Genomic DNA, 15,036 nt, shown 5'->3' with positions numbered 1-15,036 from the left:
TCATTGTATAATATATGGCATAATTCAGGAGTCAGGAGTAGAACTGGCTTGGTGTATAGGTCTCCATTTAGATTTTGTACCTCATAAATACGTAACCTGCTGTATTTACGGATATTGCCATACTTCTTCAGGGTAATTTTGAAAGAATCCGAGAAAATAAAAAATGTCAATTACATCAATCATCCAAAAAGTAGCATTGCAAATAGGGGCGGTGGTTTTAGTTGAACCAGAATATGAATTTGTAGGGCATATTACGTTTAAAAATGGGAAGAAGTCAGTTTTTAGTCATGCCAAATTGAATATTAATGGTTTTGCATCAGCCGAATTAGCTAAAGATAAAGCCTACAGTAATTTTTTCCTGAAGCACTTTGGATATCGGGTGACAGAGGGCAAGACGTTTTTCAGTGATCAGATGTGTGCTAAAATAGATCACCCCCGAAATATTGATGATGGATTTAATTATGCACAATCAATGGGATTTCCTGTGATTGTGAAGCCGCTGAATCTGAGTCAAGGTATATTGGTGACTAAGGTGCATAATCAGGAGGAATATTATGATGTTGCTAATAAGATATTCCAAATTAAATCAGGGTTGATTGTTGAAAAGTTTTATAGTGGTAATGACTATAGAATTGTGGTGTTGGATGATGAGGTGATTACGGCTTATCAAAGAATTCCTTTATGTGTTGTTGGTGATGGTATATCTAATGTTTTGGAGTTGCTACAACAAAAACAGGAAAAAATTATTAGTGCGGGTAGAAAAAATGTGATTAAATTTGATGATTTTCGCATTTCCCAAAAATTAAAAACACAAAATCTTGATTGGGATAGTGTGATTCCCAATAATAATCTTGTCTATCTTTTAGATAGTGCTAATTTATCGAGTGGAGGTGAAGCGGTAGATTTTTCGGAAACTATTCATTCTGACTTTCAGAAACTAGCAATTAATATTACTAAGGATATGGGACTAAGATTAGCTGGGGTGGATATACTTACCGATGATATTACTATGCCGATGGTAGATTATACGCTGATTGAGATTAATGGTTCTCCTGGGTTAAATCACTATGCTGCTAGTGGTGAGGTAGCAGCAAAGAGAGTGGAAGGGCTGTATTTGAAAATTCTCCAAGTGATAGAGAATGATGGTTAAAGGTTACAAGTTTTTTCTGAGTAGTGATTCAAGTTCCTCTGACAAAGAGTTCATATCTGCGACTCTAGCTACAAGTAAACTATCATGTCCGGCATCGTTTAACCGAGATTTCCAATAGTTAATACTTTCAGCATTATTCATCCAAAAGTCAATGACTGTATCTACTACTTGATCTAAGTTCCAACCCCATTTAACGGGGATTGGTTCTATGGATGATAGAAAGGCATCTAATGTGCAAGTATGAGTTCCTATATATTCTATGCCTTGATGCTGCGGTTTTATAAAACTCTGTTGTTGGTGATTGAAAAAATGCAAAACAGGAGATACACCTACCAGATTGAAACTGTATTTAATCATTCTAGTCCTCCAAATGAATTTATCAACTGTCGAGAAACTTGAATTTTAGGCAAGAATCTATGGCGGAAAAGTCCGCTAACTCTATCTAGGAAAAGGAGAATTTTTGCCTACTACATCAGTTTGAAGATCAAGCTAGAAATTAGCACTCAAACCTTGTGAGTGCTAGGGTTTATTTGATTGTTACATTGTATTATCTATGATTTAGAGGATAATTTCAAGACTGTAGATAGCTTTTTTATTTTGTGTTATTGTAATTTCTATTCAGGTGAGGTACAAAAACTCCACCCCGCACGATTTGATTAGGAAATACTATATTCTAAATGTGTTGGGTTGTACTTTGGTTAACCCAATTTAGGACTAAGTGATAATCAAGTTTGAGTTAACAATTTTTTGCTAAGGCTATATTAGGAACTAGCGGACTGGATTATTATGTGTTTTTCAGTTAAAATAGCAATTGATATTAATGGCGGAAAAGTCGGATAAAAGAGAAGAGAATCTAGTAATATTCAATTCATTTACTCAAAGTTTAACAAAAATATATTCTATAGATGAAGAAACATCTAAAATTTGTGGTCAATTTCATGCAGAAATAATTAACAAATTTGCACCTAAAGAGAAAGAAAAAAGAAGAAAATTTAAAATCAAAGATGCGGGAATACATCCCAATGATTTATGGATAGCTTGTACAGCAATACAATATGATTTAACTATTATTTCTGAAGATAGTGATTTTAAGCAAATGAGTAAAGTAAGACCTCTAAAGCTAGAATGTTGGAAATCTCCAATAGCTTCAGAAGTGAAAACTGAAATTATTTAGCAGATGTTTTTTCTTGGTTCTCTAGAAAATTGTGAATGTGTTGGGTTGCACTTCGTTTAACCCAACCTACAATTAATTTGGGATTTTTTACGCGGTTACTCCTTCTAGTTCTTGATCAGTTAAATCATACAACTTCCGCAGTTTATCTAATTTATCTCCGTCAGCTTGCCATAAACCGCGTCCTGATGCTTCTAACATTCTCCCAATAATATTTCTAAATGCTTCAGGATTGGCTTTGCGTAATTTTTCTGCCATTTCTGGATCTAAAGCATAGGTTTCTGCTGCTTGATCATATACCCAATCGTCTTGAAAATCGGCAGTTCCACCCCAACCTATTAATGCTGTCATGCGTTGGGAAATTTCAAAAGCACCTCCAGAACCTTGATTAGCCATTGCGTCCGCCCATTTGGGGTTTAATAACTTGGTTCTGTATTCCATTCGCAATAAATCATCTAAATTGCGGGGTGTGGTGTCTTGAGAAAAACTTTCGACAAAACTGGCTTGTACTTTTTTGCCGCTTTGTTTTTCTGCGGCCTTTTTCAAACCGCCTGTGTTGGCATAATATTCCTGAATATCGGTTAATCCATATTCTACCGAATCTATTTCTTGAATTATGCGATCGCTAGTTTTTAATAGGGTCTGTAATACTTCTGGTCTAGCTTGTCCTTTATCATTTCTACCATAACTAAAGACATTGCGACTTTCCCAAGTATTCCCCAACTCTTCTCCAGATTCCCAATTACCATCAACCACTCTATCATTAACTAAAGAACCAAAATCACCAGAAGGATTAGAAAACAATCTGGCCGAAGAATTTTCCACACCTTTAGCTTTCAAAATCAAAGCGTGTTTTCTAATAAAATTCATTTCTTCTGGTTCATCAATTTCCGCAGCCCGTTGAAATAAATCATCCAACAATTCAATGATATTTACAAAACTATCTCGAAAAATTCCCGATAGATTTGCTAACACATCAATACGCGGATGTCCAACCTCAGCCAGAGGTTTTAAATCATATCTAACTATGCGTCCTGTTCCTTCCTTCACAGGTTCAGCACCTACCAATTCTAAAAGAATCCCCAAAGATTCACCTTTGGTTTTAATAGCATCCAAACCCCACAATAAAACCGCCACAGTTTCTGGATATTTCTTATTTTCATCCAAAGACTGAGAGATGATTTTCTTGGCAATTTCCTTACCTCTTTCAAAAGCCGCAGGAGAAGGCATCCGATAAGGATCTAAAGCGTGAATATTCCTACCCGTCGGTAAAACACCAGCACCATCACGCAATAAATCTCCACCAGGTGCAGGAGGAATAAATTCACCATTTAAACCTCTTAAAAGATTCGTTAACTCATCAGTAGATTGATTTAATAACCTTGTAATTTCCTCCTCCTCTCTGTGTTCTCTGTGCCTCTGTGGTTCGTTGCCAAAATAAGCATCCAAATAACCAATTAACTCCTCCTGATTTGGTGCTTCACCTAAAGTATGTAAACCAGAGGAAAAAAGACGATTTTCGAGAACTTGGAGATATTCATACAACTTGACCAAATAATGATCAAAAGCATGATTACTAAACATCCTCACATTTTCCGGTGTAAAGGGAATACCCAACCTTTTGGCATCATCAAAAGGACAATCTACCTCCAAACCAGTATCAACTATTTTTTTACAAATGCCTTCTTTTAACAGATAATTCTTTTCTGGATCTTCCCGATATTCGGCGATTAAATCGCGTAAATTCACCAACTCTTTGTATAAACCGGCGCGTCCATAGGGAGGGACATTGTGAGAAATTAATACTCCATAACCGCGACGTTTAGCTAATATTGATTCAGAAGGATTATTTGCGGCATAGATATATAGATTGGGCATATTTCCCAAGAGAATATCCGACCAAGAATAGCCAGTATTTCCTAATGGTGAACCGGGCAACCATTCTACCGTTCCGTGCATTCCAAAATGAACAACTGCATCAGCTTGAAAATCATTTTGTAGCCATTTATAATAAGCTGCATATTGGGGATGGGGGGTTAAATCTCTTTCAAACATTAACCGCATGGGATCACCTTGAATTCCCAAAGGTGGCTGGACACCTATCCACACATTTCCTAATTGCACACCACCAACATTAAACTCATCATTGTATGTTTTAATACCGCTACCAGTGAGGTATTTCCATTGTTTTTCAATGCGAGTTGTGAAAAGATAGCCTAACCATTTTTCTAATGTTCTGGCATTAACGGTATTTTTATTTTGTAGAGACGTTTCATGAAACGTCTCTACATTTATGGGATTAATTTCGTCTGCTTCTTTAACTTGGCGAATTAATTCTTCTCCATCTTCGGGAATTTCGCCGACATTATAACCTTGTGCTTTGAGTGCATGAAGTAATTTAATTAAACTACGGGGAACGTTTAATAATGCCGCAGTTCCCACTGCACCATAGCCAGGGGGAAAACCATATAAAATAATGGCTATTTTTCGTTGGGAAATAGGTTTTTGGCGGAGGGAAACCCAGTTTTTAACTCTATTAGTTAATCGCTGCATTCGTTCAGGAACTAAATAAATTTGTTCACCGACTAAACCACCGAGGGGAATTGTATCAATCGCACCATCTAATTCTGGTAAAGCATATAGGACAACACTTTGTAAACCGCCTACACCTTGGCGCGTCCAAGAGTAAATATCTTGAATTAATAAAGGTGCAGCGACGATATAAGGGACATTTTTGGCTGTGAGAATGCGTTTAGCTACTTCCACCTGTCTTCCGGCTTCCATTGAACCAGCCGGACCACCAACGAGGGGAAATCCAATGGTAGAAACTATGGCATCAATTTTTACTGCTTCTGTGGTAAGGGAAGGAGTTTCAATGTTACCTCTTTGACGTTGTTGGGTTTCGTAGTCACTGGTCATCCAATCTCTGACGGCTACGTGACCTTCTACGCCGTTGATAAAGATGGGTAAGGGGGTTAACCCGGCTTTTTCAAAATAGCGGATTAGTTGGGGAATATAGGGCAGTTTGGTGATAACGTGCTTTCGGTAAAGTAGGATACCGATGATTGGGCGCAGGCCCTGCGCCCCTACGTCCTGGTCTCTTTTCCGATACCATTGTAAATATTCACGCGGTGATCTAAAAAACCCTTGATATTCGGGATGTAATAAACCCATGTCGGGGGTTTCGATAGGTGGGGGTATATCTCCAACTTTTAAATCTAAGTATTTTTCCGCAATTGTCCAAAATAGGGCAGCGACGTTTTCTGAACCGCCGGCGTTCCAGTAACCATAGATAATTAACCAATTACGAAGGTCTTGAACTTTTTGGACGGGGATAAATTTTAATAACTTTGGTCCGATTTTCAGGAAACTGATATAACCGGCGAGTTTGTCTTCTTCTTTACCGTTGCTGAATTTGTCAAGGATGAATTTAACGGGTTTAGGCATTCCTGCGGGTTTGTCACCGATCGCAAATGATCCTATTTTGGTTAAACTAATTAATTCCAGTGCTGACTCGAAAATAAGACGGATAGGAATATTAGCGACGCGCTCTCGCAACCACACAACTTGGTCATAATCGAAGAGTAAACTGCCAAAGAACACATCTGCGTTTTTGAGGGCTGCTTCTACTTCCGGGCTATTGGTGGTAATATTGCGATCGCTAAATACTCGAATATCCAACTCTGGACACCGGGAATTAGCCAAATCAGCCGCTTTTCGGTACAAGTCCGCGTTAAACGATTCAAACCCAGCAATCAAGACAATGCGTTTCATGCGCTTTTGCTACGAAATATTTCTTTACATTGATCTTAAACATTTTTGGGGATTAATGGGGGAATCTCTACCTAGAGATTAAAATAATGTCTATGCTTTTTGGAACTAAATTAACCAGTAGCAGACTCTTGGCATAGCAACAAAGTCAATTAAGGAGATAAAAATGAAATTCGGCATTGATATTGGTCACAACTGCCCTCCTGATAGTGGTGCAAGTGGCATTAAATCGGAAGATAAGTTAACAATGGAAGTGGGTAACAAGGTTATCGCTAAATTAGAAAGTTTAGGACATACAGTAATCTCATGTAAACCAAATAGTGCCAGTACAGTAAATCAATCATTAGGTAGACGGTGCGAAAAAGCCAATAATAACCGAGTAGATTTTTTTGTATCTATTCATTTTAATGCTTTTAATGGACAAGCTAATGGGACAGAAGTATTTGCTATTAGCGACGCTGGCAGAAAAGTCGCCCAGAAAGTATTAGATGAAATTGTCAAATCTGGCTTTTTTAATCGTGGTGTTAAGAGTGGTTCTCACCTGTATGTTCTGAGAAGAACAAATATGCCAGGAATTCTCATAGAAGGTTGCTTCATTGATTCTGCCAAAGATATGCAAATATATGATGGTGAAGCAATGGCTAATGCCATAGTTGTTGGGTTAACAGGTAAAGTAGCAAGTACTTCTGTAAATCCTGCTTCTAATACGCCTGTAAATCCTGTTATAGATGAGGAACAGAATAAAGATAAGAGCATTCTCAGACTACAACAGGCTTTAAATCGGCTGAAAATTACTGATAAAAATAATCGTCCCTTAGTAGAAGATAATCGCATGGGAGCAGCTACATCTTCAGCAACGGAAAAATTCCAGAGAATTGTGGGAGTTTTACCAACAGGAATTGCTAGTAACACTACCTGGAATGCTATCAATCAGATATTAGCTAAACGAGTTATTCAAGGAACTCATGCTAGTGGCGTAATTATCAGGTACTTACAATTTCGTATAGGTGCTAATCCCGATGGTATTTATGGTTCGCAAACGGAAGCAGCACTCAAGAAATTTCAACAGCAAAATGGTTTAACTGCTGATGGTATTATTGGGGCAATGACTTGGCAGAAATTGATAGGTTAGGAGCATAAAGGATATTGCTGGTAAATAGGGGGTTTTACTCCCTATACTAGAAACAAATTTATATTTTTATAAGGGCTTGACTGTTTGATTCTAAACGTAGGGGTAAAGCCCGCCTGGGAATGAATTCCCAGTCTAATAGCAGAAGTCATCTGAAGATGACTAAATAACTCGGAAATTTTTGAGTAAACTAAAGTTTACTTTCGCTATTAGCCCGGAAATATGGCTTACGCCACGCTACGCTATCATTTCCGGGCGGGTGTGGAAGCCAACAGATAAGCCATTTTTAACTTAAGTTCTGGAGTTTAGACTAAAAACAGATATCAAGTTAGACAAGTTTTGGATGCAATCGAAAAATTAGCAGCAATTGAAGAAACTGAGGAATCGGAAAATGGTTAATCACAACCACTATACATATAGAGTTACTTGGTCACAAGAGGATCAAGAATTTGTGGGTTTGTGTGCAGAATTTCCTAGCCTGTCTTATCTTCATGAAGATAATCTTACTGCTCTCAAAGGTATTACAGAGCTAGTGAAAGATATACTAACTGATATGGAAACTACTGGGGAGATACCTCCAGAACCACTAGCCCAGAAGCAATATAGTGGTAAATTTCAGGTACGTATTACCCCGGCACTACACCGCAAATTAGCTATAGAAGCCGCAGAAGAAAAAGTTAGTCTGAACCGATATATCAGTTATAAACTTTCTTGATTATTGATTAATGAAATTTATTTTGTTGGAGGTTTTAAGCCTCCTTTTTTTATAATGAGTTTTAAACTAAGCAACTGCAAATTCTGTATATTGTCTGATATCGGCTGGTGGTCAGGCTAAAACAATTTGATTTTTAGGAATACCAGCGTTAACAAGTTCGTTGGCTATACCGTATTCTGTTCCGTCTCTTTGAATCCAGATTTTATCGTTGATTATGTCAATATGAACTAAACAACCATGCACTCGTTGATTATTTTCCCAGCAAGAGTGTTAGTAGTAGGTAATGGTTGGCTGTTTGGTCTATTATTAGTTGTCTTTCTAGTTCACCGTAAGCGTAGAGAAGTTGGGAATATTCAGTTAAGAGGGTGTTTGAAAAGTTTTGAATGTATAAATTGACCCCTCTCCAAACCTCTCCCCGACGCGGGGAGAGGCTTTGAAAACCCCATTCCCTGGTAGGGAAGGGGGGCAGGGGGGTTAGGTTTTTGGAGATTATGGGTTTCATCTGATACTTTTCAAACAACCTCTAAGATTTTTTGAATGATTTGGCGATATTTATCTAAGGTATCCATTGCAGTATAATCTCTTGTTTGGAGTCGAAGACAAGTAAACAAAGGCGTTGATTTTCTAATAAGATTTTACCAACTATTGAAATAGTTCTGAGTAGGTTTCTTGACGAATAGCGAGATATAAGCGTCGTTCAATAAATGGAATGAGACAAAGCTCTAATATAAAACATTGACGGAATAGGTATGAATAGCTGAATCTAATGTTACAATGGTCATATTATTTTGTAATGCTTGACAAATTAAAATTCTATCAAAAGGATCACGATGCAATAATGGCAGATTTACAAGTTGAGCAATAGTTTCTTCATCAAGATTGAGACTGTTAATTAGGTGCTGTTGACGCTGTTTAGGAAGGTATATTTCCGGTGATGCTGGTAAGGGTAATTTACCTAATTGATATTTTACGGTTGCTTCCCAAACTGAAACACAACTTAAATAGACATCGTTGTTTAAATCACGAATACTATTTTGTAAATGAATCGGTAATTTTACATCACCGCTAATAAACCATAGGAAAATATGGGTATCTAATAATAATTTCATTTACCCTCAAAACTATTCAAAATTTCATCAGGTAAGGGAGCATCAAAATCATCTGGAACAATGAACTCTCCAGCACATAAACCATAAGGTCTGAGTTGTGGAGATGTGGGGGAAACTGGTTTTATTTCTGCGATCGCTTTACCTGATTCGATGATAATTATACTTTCTCCTGCTGCTACTTGGTGAAGATAGCTAGTGAAGTTTTTCTGGATTTCATCAATGGTTATGGTTAACATGAGATGATTGTTTAGGAATGTTTCTAGTATATCAAGAAGTTATGAATATTTTTATCTCACGCAAAGGCGCAAAGACGCAAAGGAAGAATTGCAAGTACAAAGGTTTTTGTAATGTTACCTATTGACAAATGACAAGGGTTACGTATAATAGTACGTAATATCATATATTAAATCAGCGTTTCTGGAAAACGCGGGTATCATGTCAATGGCAATTTTTAGCAATGCGTTCTCAGATGAGCTAATTACAGCCACTGAGTTGAATCGTCAACCTGGACGAATTCTAGACAAAGCTTATGAACATCCAATTACTATTACTCGCAATGACCAATCTTTTGCGCTATTGCGTCGTGAAGATGTGGCTTATTTAGTGAAAGGGCTAACACAAAGTAAGGCTGTTTTTGAGGTGTTATCGGTTGCGTTTCGGTTATTATTAGGACAAAAAATAGGTTATGAGCATCCTTATGGATGGTTGAGCGTATTTGATGCTGATGAATTGCAAGAGTTTATTAAAGAAGTGAGTGAGGCTTTTCGCTTAACTGATACTTCTAATGAGGCTTGGGATTTGATTGATGCTATTATTCATGAATGGCATGAAAGTTCTACAGCTATTATTAGTCCTGAGTTAGCAGCAGCTTTTAATGATGAAAATAAAGAGGGGAAATCATGTTAAAATTTATGCCATGGTAATACTTGCAATTAAGCACAATTTAAGTTAAAATAATAAATAGAGTTCAAGTTAATGATATGACTCACATAACATCAAAAAAAATGGTAAGACGAGGAAGAATTTTTCCTGAATTGACTATATCACCAGAAGAATTAGCTAAACGAGAAGCGGAAGATGAAATATTTTATCAGCGTTGTCGAGCAATTTTTGATCGTGTCCGTTCTGAATATATGGAAAGTCATTATGGTTGGTATATTTCCATAGAACCCAATAGTGGGGAATATTTAATTGATCAGGATAGAATGCAATCTCATAAAAGAATGTTGGAAAAATATCCTCAAGCTAGACATTTCGTTTTTTGTTTGAATGAAACAGGGACAACTGGCACAATATGATAGATGGTTATTTTGGAGATAATGGGCAATTATTTTTTGAGATTGAATTAGTTACTAATGATGGCTTAAATCTTACTATAGATGCCCTATTTGATACGGGCTTTGCAGGTTTTATGGCTATTAATACACAAGATTTAGATGGATTAGAATGGGTGTATAGTGGGGAGGAAATGTTACGGACTGCTAAAGGTGAATCAAAATTTCAGATTTATTTAGGTCAAGTGATATTAGACGGAAAGCAGTATCAAATTCCTGTGAATGTGGGCAAAGGAATTAATGAGATTTTATTGGGTTCTGAGTGGTTAAAGTTATTGCGTTTAGTTGTGGATTTTCCAGAAGGTATTTTGACTTTGGGGTAATTTTTTTCTCACGCAGAGAACGCAGAGAAAGAGGTGTAGTTAGTGGTTATCGAAATTTGGAATCTTTGTTTACAGAATCAATGGATGATTGAGAGTTTATCTAAATCTAAACCGATGCAAAACCTGTAAACTGTCTCACATAAGGTGATCTAAAACCTAAAACAATATCTGTTTTCGGTACACCTAACTCTACTAATTGATGAGCAATTCCTTCTTCCGTAAAATCCCTTTCAATCCAGATTTTTCCATCTTTAATACTAATATGAATGGGACAACCATAAATTCTATTTTCGTCTTTCCATCCTGTATATAACAATAAATAAATATCCCGTTCTGTATCAAAAACAATTTCTGTATTTTCTAAATCTTCCTCTGCTTGGTCTTTTGCATATTTAGAGATAATATCTTTTACTATCTCTTGATAATTTAAGGTTTCCATAACACTATTTCCTCCTTATTAATGTCAAAAACTAATAATTTAATTTCATAAGTTTGTAAAACAGTTTGAATGAAACTATCAGTAAAAAACTCTTGATATATATCTTCAGATATAGCTAAATATAATACTCTTTCAGGGTCTTGCTGTCCTAATGCTATCCTATAATTTAAAAATTGACCAATTGCTGTATGAAATTCGGAAATTGCTGAAAGTCCGAGAAAACTTTTTACCTCTACTGCTATCTTTTGATTATCTTTCTCAGCACCAATTAGCTTTTCTGCTCCTAAATCTATCCTAATTTTCACTAATGCTGTTAGGCGTAAATATAAAGGATCATCAGTAATTTGCCAATTCTCTTTTTCTAATGCTATTTTAACTGTATTGTGAAATATATCTTTTGCTGACATAAAAATTTAAAGTGATATTTTATATTGGATTATACCTTGTTTTTTAAGTAATGGCTCTGTATTATATTTGTAAGTTGGGTTAAGCCGCATCGCAACCCAACGCAATCAAATTATAAAAATGTTGGGTTATGCCTACGGCACGCTACGCGAACGTTTTTCAACCCAACCTACAACTAACACACTGCAAAACCAGTAAATCCCCTCACAAAAGGAGATTTAAAACCTAAAACTATATCGGTTTTTGGTACTCCTAATTCTACCAGTTCACTAGCTACACCTTCTTCAGTTAAATCTCGCTGAATCCAGATTTTTCCATCTCTAATATCTACATGAATAACTGTACCATAAGCCCTTTCGTTATTCTGCCATCCTACATGAACTACTAAATAACTATTTCTTTCACTATCAAAAATTAACTCCTTTTCGGTTCCTTCTGATCTATGATTTTCGGTATGTCTTGCTAACACGGTTTTTACTAATTCAGGATAATTCATTCCTTCCATAAAACAATCTCCTGTTTAATAATTTCAAAAATCAATAATTTTAATTTATGTTCAGCAATTATTTCTTGAATAAACGGAATTAGAAAAAACTCTTTGTATATGTCATTACCAATTGCTAGATATAAAATGCGGTTGGGTTCTTTTTTTCTTAAAACAGTACGATAATTAAGTGTTTGTCCTAAAGCGGTATGAAATTCATTTACGATTGAGTCAGCTAAAAAAGATTTTACCTCAACTGCTATTTTTTGACCTTCTTTTTCTGCTCCTAAAAGTATTTCTGTTTCTAAATCAATTCTAAAATCAAGACTATCTACTGTAAATGATAAAGGATCATCAGTAATTAACCAACCATCTTTTTCTAAAGCTAACCTAACTGCATTGTGAAAAAAATCTTTCGCTGACATATAAAGTTAAAGTGATGATGTTTAATTATGTTATTTCCCAGTCTTGTAATTGTAATTGAGGAATGCGGGAAAACTCCCTAGTATTGTGTGTAACTAATATCAAATTATTAGCTAAAGCAATAGCAGCAATTTGTAAATCATAACCACCAATTGGTGTTCCTTTGCTAGTAAGTTCAGCACGAATATTACCGAAAATTATAGCTGCTTCATCATTAAAGGGTAAAGAGACGAATTTATCAAGAAATGCTTGTTGTAATTTTAAATTACTCTCTGGTTTAGCACTCCGCATAGCGCCATAGAATAACTCACTTTTCACAACAGAACAAACTGCAATTTCAGAAGTTGAGATACTATCTAATTTCTCTTTTAGATGAATATTTTTACCTTTAAGATAAATAATACAGGTATTGGTATCTAATAAGTAAATCATCAGAATGCTTCTCTTTCAGGTTGTTCTAATTGTGGATGTCTAATAAATGTTTCATCTTGGATACAACCATAAAAATCACTCAATTTCATGGTTTGTTCTGTGGCTGTTTCTTCTTTTGGTACAGCTATTTCATAAATAACAATAATATCAAATTCAGTTCCTTCTTTAGCCTGTGGTAAATGAATTTTTAATAGTCCATCTTTATCAATGCGGGATCGCAGTCTTAAACTTTCCATTTTTTAATTTTCCTTTCTCTAGTAATTTACGTTTTTTCGACATTACTTTATTTTATCATTGTTTTACATTAAATTCTATCCTACTTTCATTATTCTTTACCTAGTAATAATTCGTAGGTTGGGTTAAGCAAAGCGTAACCCAACGCAATAAAATTATAAAGATGTTGGGTTTTCTCAACCAAATCTACATAATTATGAAGCTATTTGATAAATTACAGGTTTATATCTTGCTTCGGGAATCGGTTTACCTTCTATTTTCGCAGCTTCTAACCAAGCAGCTTTGGCTTTGAGAACTTCTTGCAGCGCTTCTTCTTCTGTTAAACCAAATCCTGAACAATATTTTAAATCAGGAATATCAGCAATATAACCTTCATCTTCTTGACTGTAGAAAATATTAATGTGATAGTGTTTCATTATTCATTCTCCATAGTTAAGGAATATTTTTCAATTAATATTAAAAATTGCCGAATTTGATAAGGAATAGCTTTACCATTGCGATTGTGTAAGTTAATTAGTTCGGGGATAGTTGGATGTGTAAAAATGTGATGACTACCGTTGATATGTGATAGGGAAAAACCAAAGGCTTCAACTAATGTCACTAAATCATCAAATTGAAGATTTTTAGATCCTGAAAGAACTTTCTCCAGTAATTTACGCTTTTTAGATATTACTTTATTTTATCATTATTTTACATTAAATTCTATCCTAATTTCATTTAGTTAGATAAGTATAATTCTTTCCATTTTTTGATTAAGACTTGTTTCATTCCGGGATATGAGAGTATAAAAGGGAAATTGTTTGTGAAATCAATGTTATTTTTAATAGGATTCATATCCATTTCTTCACTACAGTCTACTATATTAATAACTCCATTAATTTTAACCTCTACAGCAGGAAATTTAACGCCTTTATCCCGCAAATATAGCAGTTTTTCACGTATCCATATCCAATCTATATTGTGAGTTATTTCTATCACCTTCTCTAGCAATGATACTGGCTGCATAGAAAATAGCTGATTCTGCATCTGCTAAAGTATTTTCATCGCTGTGTTGATACAGAATGATATGAAAAGTAGATATAGCATTTGGTGGAAAGGTTATATTTCCCGTAGAAGTCCATACACTAGGTATATGGATTCTAAGATTTAAGTCTTGTTCATCTAATTTTAAACATAGTATTTGCTTTGATTCCCAATTAATAAGACCTGAAATCGAATGATCTAAAAGATCAGGATATTCAGTGGATATAATACAAAAATTAACTTCATAATTTGACAAAAATGGTAATGTATTTTTCAGTTCTGATTCATAAGCGATTATTTCTGTTATGGTTTCTCTTGCTGTTTTACTACTTCTTTTTATTTCAATGATTATATATTTATATTTTTCATGATTAAAAAGTATTAAGTCTGGAAATAGCCTTTGTGATCTATCGAGAGAAATGCTTTTAGAAGCATTTGCTATAATATGGTTATTTTGCAAAAACTGTAGTACATTTCTAGCAGCAATTATTGCTTTTTTAGTTGACAAATAATCAATCAAAAATGATGGTAAAGAATCAGGTTCGTAGTAAGATTGATAACGGTATTCTATTGATTTTATATCTTCATCTTCTATAAGATCCAAAAATTTATTTTCTTGAATTGCGTTTTCTATAATTTTCTGAATTTCACTTTCTTTCATGAATTTATTACCTAATCATTTTTGAAATTGTCCTAATTCAATCAATCTTTCTTGGTGCGTTACGCTTCGCTAACACACCCTACTGTCTGAATCAGGATTTCCAGGATTTAAGGATGTACAGGATTAAGAGAAAACTAATCTTTAAAATCTGAAATATTACCAGATAAATATTCATACAAAATCCTGTAAATCCTCTAATCCTGGGTATCCTGATTCAGACAAAAAATATTTGT

At 35.1% G+C, this 15,036-nt stretch carries 20 protein-coding genes and 1 pseudogene; 7 read left to right on the top strand and 14 right to left on the bottom strand.

The window, feature by feature from the left end; genetic code table 11:
* Positions 1 to 163 precede the first annotated feature (163 nt).
* Complete coding sequence (locus tag IQ226_RS02830) at positions 164 to 1,150, top strand: cyanophycin synthetase (protein ID WP_193891837.1); 987 nt, start codon at positions 164 to 166, stop codon at positions 1,148 to 1,150.
* A 3-nt stretch (positions 1,151 to 1,153) separates the two neighbouring features.
* Here IQ226_RS02830 and IQ226_RS02825 read toward each other — a convergent pair whose 3' ends face one another.
* Positions 1,154 to 1,504, bottom strand: coding sequence for a hypothetical protein (locus tag IQ226_RS02825; protein ID WP_027402922.1), 351 nt, complete (start codon positions 1,502 to 1,504; stop codon positions 1,154 to 1,156).
* 466 nt (positions 1,505 to 1,970) lie between these two features.
* Between IQ226_RS02825 and IQ226_RS02820 the strand changes: the two genes are divergently transcribed.
* A complete protein-coding gene (locus IQ226_RS02820) occupies positions 1,971 to 2,324 on the top strand; it encodes a type II toxin-antitoxin system VapC family toxin (RefSeq protein ID WP_193891834.1) in 354 nt (117 codons plus the stop codon).
* A gap of 87 nt (positions 2,325 to 2,411) precedes the next feature.
* Here IQ226_RS02820 and bchH read toward each other — a convergent pair whose 3' ends face one another.
* Positions 2,412 to 6,095: a magnesium chelatase subunit H gene (gene bchH, locus IQ226_RS02815; RefSeq protein WP_193891832.1), complete on the bottom strand. Its 3,684-nt coding sequence runs from the start codon at positions 6,093 to 6,095 to the stop codon at positions 2,412 to 2,414.
* Positions 6,096 to 6,258: 163 nt separating this feature from the next.
* Between bchH and IQ226_RS02810 the strand changes: the two genes are divergently transcribed.
* Both IQ226_RS02810 and IQ226_RS02805 read left to right on the top strand, forming a co-directional pair.
* A complete protein-coding gene (locus IQ226_RS02810; RefSeq protein WP_193891829.1) occupies positions 6,259 to 7,224 on the top strand; it encodes an N-acetylmuramoyl-L-alanine amidase in 966 nt (321 codons plus the stop codon).
* Positions 7,225 to 7,612: 388 nt separating this feature from the next.
* Positions 7,613 to 7,936 (top strand): type II toxin-antitoxin system HicB family antitoxin, encoded by a 324-nt coding sequence (locus tag IQ226_RS02805; RefSeq protein ID WP_193891826.1) that lies wholly within the window; start codon positions 7,613 to 7,615, stop codon positions 7,934 to 7,936.
* Positions 7,937 to 8,047: 111 nt separating this feature from the next.
* Here IQ226_RS02805 and IQ226_RS02800 read toward each other — a convergent pair.
* The 3 genes and pseudogenes from IQ226_RS02800 to IQ226_RS02790 all read right to left on the bottom strand — a co-directional run bounded on the left by IQ226_RS02800 (position 8,048) and on the right by IQ226_RS02790 (position 9,281).
* Positions 8,048 to 8,321, bottom strand: a pseudogene (locus IQ226_RS02800) (XisI protein).
* 337 nt (positions 8,322 to 8,658) lie between these two features.
* Positions 8,659 to 9,045 (bottom strand): type II toxin-antitoxin system VapC family toxin, encoded by a 387-nt coding sequence (locus tag IQ226_RS02795; protein ID WP_193891823.1) that lies wholly within the window; start codon positions 9,043 to 9,045, stop codon positions 8,659 to 8,661.
* Complete coding sequence (locus IQ226_RS02790; protein WP_193891820.1) at positions 9,042 to 9,281, bottom strand: type II toxin-antitoxin system Phd/YefM family antitoxin; 240 nt, start codon at positions 9,279 to 9,281, stop codon at positions 9,042 to 9,044. Before IQ226_RS02790 ends, IQ226_RS02795 begins: the two co-directional genes overlap by 4 nt.
* A 205-nt stretch (positions 9,282 to 9,486) precedes the next feature.
* On the opposite strand from IQ226_RS02790, the gene IQ226_RS02785 reads away from it, so the two are divergent.
* From IQ226_RS02785 to IQ226_RS02775, 3 genes are all read left to right on the top strand, one after another.
* Positions 9,487 to 9,951 carry a hypothetical protein gene (locus IQ226_RS02785; RefSeq protein WP_228039208.1) on the top strand — a complete coding sequence of 155 codons (465 nt, stop codon included), beginning with the start codon at positions 9,487 to 9,489 and terminating at the stop codon, positions 9,949 to 9,951.
* A gap of 74 nt (positions 9,952 to 10,025) precedes the next feature.
* Positions 10,026 to 10,343 (top strand): hypothetical protein, encoded by a 318-nt coding sequence (locus IQ226_RS02780; RefSeq protein ID WP_193891814.1) that lies wholly within the window; start codon positions 10,026 to 10,028, stop codon positions 10,341 to 10,343.
* On the top strand, positions 10,340 to 10,702 hold the full coding sequence (locus IQ226_RS02775; protein ID WP_193891811.1) for an aspartyl protease: 363 nt from the start codon (positions 10,340 to 10,342) through the stop codon (positions 10,700 to 10,702). The genes IQ226_RS02780 and IQ226_RS02775 overlap by 4 nt, the downstream gene beginning before the upstream one ends.
* Before the next feature lie 106 nt (positions 10,703 to 10,808).
* Here IQ226_RS02775 and IQ226_RS02770 read toward each other — a convergent pair whose 3' ends face one another.
* From IQ226_RS02770 to IQ226_RS02730, 9 genes are all read right to left on the bottom strand, one after another.
* Positions 10,809 to 11,141 (bottom strand): XisI protein, encoded by a 333-nt coding sequence (locus IQ226_RS02770; protein ID WP_193891808.1) that lies wholly within the window; start codon positions 11,139 to 11,141, stop codon positions 10,809 to 10,811.
* Positions 11,129 to 11,548 (bottom strand): XisH family protein, encoded by a 420-nt coding sequence (locus tag IQ226_RS02765; protein ID WP_193891805.1) that lies wholly within the window; start codon positions 11,546 to 11,548, stop codon positions 11,129 to 11,131. The genes IQ226_RS02770 and IQ226_RS02765 overlap by 13 nt, the downstream gene beginning before the upstream one ends.
* 173 nt (positions 11,549 to 11,721) lie before the next feature.
* Positions 11,722 to 12,051: a XisI protein gene (locus tag IQ226_RS02760; RefSeq protein ID WP_193891802.1), complete on the bottom strand. Its 330-nt coding sequence runs from the start codon at positions 12,049 to 12,051 to the stop codon at positions 11,722 to 11,724.
* Entirely contained in the window at positions 12,039 to 12,455 is a 417-nt protein-coding gene (locus IQ226_RS02755) for a XisH family protein (RefSeq protein ID WP_193891799.1), read from the bottom strand. Before IQ226_RS02755 ends, IQ226_RS02760 begins: the two co-directional genes overlap by 13 nt.
* Positions 12,456 to 12,480: 25 nt before the next feature.
* The gene (locus IQ226_RS02750; RefSeq protein WP_193891796.1) at positions 12,481 to 12,885 is read right to left on the bottom strand and encodes a type II toxin-antitoxin system VapC family toxin; all 405 of its coding nucleotides are present in this window, start codon (positions 12,883 to 12,885) and stop codon (positions 12,481 to 12,483) included.
* Entirely contained in the window at positions 12,885 to 13,121 is a 237-nt protein-coding gene (locus IQ226_RS02745; RefSeq protein ID WP_193891794.1) for a hypothetical protein, read from the bottom strand. Before IQ226_RS02745 ends, IQ226_RS02750 begins: the two co-directional genes overlap by 1 nt.
* Before the next feature lie 192 nt (positions 13,122 to 13,313).
* Positions 13,314 to 13,535 (bottom strand): type II toxin-antitoxin system HicB family antitoxin, encoded by a 222-nt coding sequence (locus IQ226_RS02740; protein ID WP_193891791.1) that lies wholly within the window; start codon positions 13,533 to 13,535, stop codon positions 13,314 to 13,316.
* Positions 13,535 to 13,720, bottom strand: coding sequence for a type II toxin-antitoxin system HicA family toxin (locus tag IQ226_RS02735; protein WP_370567069.1), 186 nt, complete (start codon positions 13,718 to 13,720; stop codon positions 13,535 to 13,537). The genes IQ226_RS02740 and IQ226_RS02735 overlap by 1 nt, the downstream gene beginning before the upstream one ends.
* Before the next feature lie 333 nt (positions 13,721 to 14,053).
* Positions 14,054 to 14,803, bottom strand: coding sequence for a hypothetical protein (locus tag IQ226_RS02730; protein WP_193891789.1), 750 nt, complete (start codon positions 14,801 to 14,803; stop codon positions 14,054 to 14,056).
* Positions 14,804 to 15,036: the final 233 nt, after the last annotated feature.

The organism is Dolichospermum sp. LEGE 00240 (genome assembly GCF_015207875.1).
Taxonomy (GTDB): Bacteria; Cyanobacteriota; Cyanobacteriia; order Cyanobacteriales; family Nostocaceae; genus Dolichospermum; species Dolichospermum gracile.
This window is presented reverse-complemented; position numbering and strand designations above follow the sequence as displayed.

Coding starts and splice junctions, on each gene's coding strand:
- IQ226_RS02830 (WP_193891837.1), top strand. CDS start 164: ATGTCAATTACATCAATCATCCAAAAAGTAGCATTGCAAATAGGGGCG.
- IQ226_RS02820 (WP_193891834.1), top strand. CDS start 1,971: ATGGCGGAAAAGTCGGATAAAAGAGAAGAGAATCTAGTAATATTCAAT.
- bchH (WP_193891832.1), bottom strand. CDS start 6,095: ATGAAACGCATTGTCTTGATTGCTGGGTTTGAATCGTTTAACGCGGAC.
- IQ226_RS02810 (WP_193891829.1), top strand. CDS start 6,259: ATGAAATTCGGCATTGATATTGGTCACAACTGCCCTCCTGATAGTGGT.
- IQ226_RS02805 (WP_193891826.1), top strand. CDS start 7,613: ATGGTTAATCACAACCACTATACATATAGAGTTACTTGGTCACAAGAG.
- IQ226_RS02795 (WP_193891823.1), bottom strand. CDS start 9,045: ATGAAATTATTATTAGATACCCATATTTTCCTATGGTTTATTAGCGGT.
- IQ226_RS02790 (WP_193891820.1), bottom strand. CDS start 9,281: ATGTTAACCATAACCATTGATGAAATCCAGAAAAACTTCACTAGCTAT.
- IQ226_RS02785 (WP_228039208.1), top strand. CDS start 9,487: ATGGCAATTTTTAGCAATGCGTTCTCAGATGAGCTAATTACAGCCACT.
- IQ226_RS02780 (WP_193891814.1), top strand. CDS start 10,026: ATGACTCACATAACATCAAAAAAAATGGTAAGACGAGGAAGAATTTTT.
- IQ226_RS02775 (WP_193891811.1), top strand. CDS start 10,340: ATGATAGATGGTTATTTTGGAGATAATGGGCAATTATTTTTTGAGATT.
- IQ226_RS02770 (WP_193891808.1), bottom strand. CDS start 11,141: ATGGAAACCTTAAATTATCAAGAGATAGTAAAAGATATTATCTCTAAA.
- IQ226_RS02765 (WP_193891805.1), bottom strand. CDS start 11,548: ATGTCAGCAAAAGATATATTTCACAATACAGTTAAAATAGCATTAGAA.
- IQ226_RS02760 (WP_193891802.1), bottom strand. CDS start 12,051: ATGGAAGGAATGAATTATCCTGAATTAGTAAAAACCGTGTTAGCAAGA.
- IQ226_RS02755 (WP_193891799.1), bottom strand. CDS start 12,455: ATGTCAGCGAAAGATTTTTTTCACAATGCAGTTAGGTTAGCTTTAGAA.
- IQ226_RS02750 (WP_193891796.1), bottom strand. CDS start 12,885: ATGATTTACTTATTAGATACCAATACCTGTATTATTTATCTTAAAGGT.
- IQ226_RS02745 (WP_193891794.1), bottom strand. CDS start 13,121: ATGGAAAGTTTAAGACTGCGATCCCGCATTGATAAAGATGGACTATTA.
- IQ226_RS02740 (WP_193891791.1), bottom strand. CDS start 13,535: ATGAAACACTATCACATTAATATTTTCTACAGTCAAGAAGATGAAGGT.
- IQ226_RS02730 (WP_193891789.1), bottom strand. CDS start 14,803: ATGAAAGAAAGTGAAATTCAGAAAATTATAGAAAACGCAATTCAAGAA.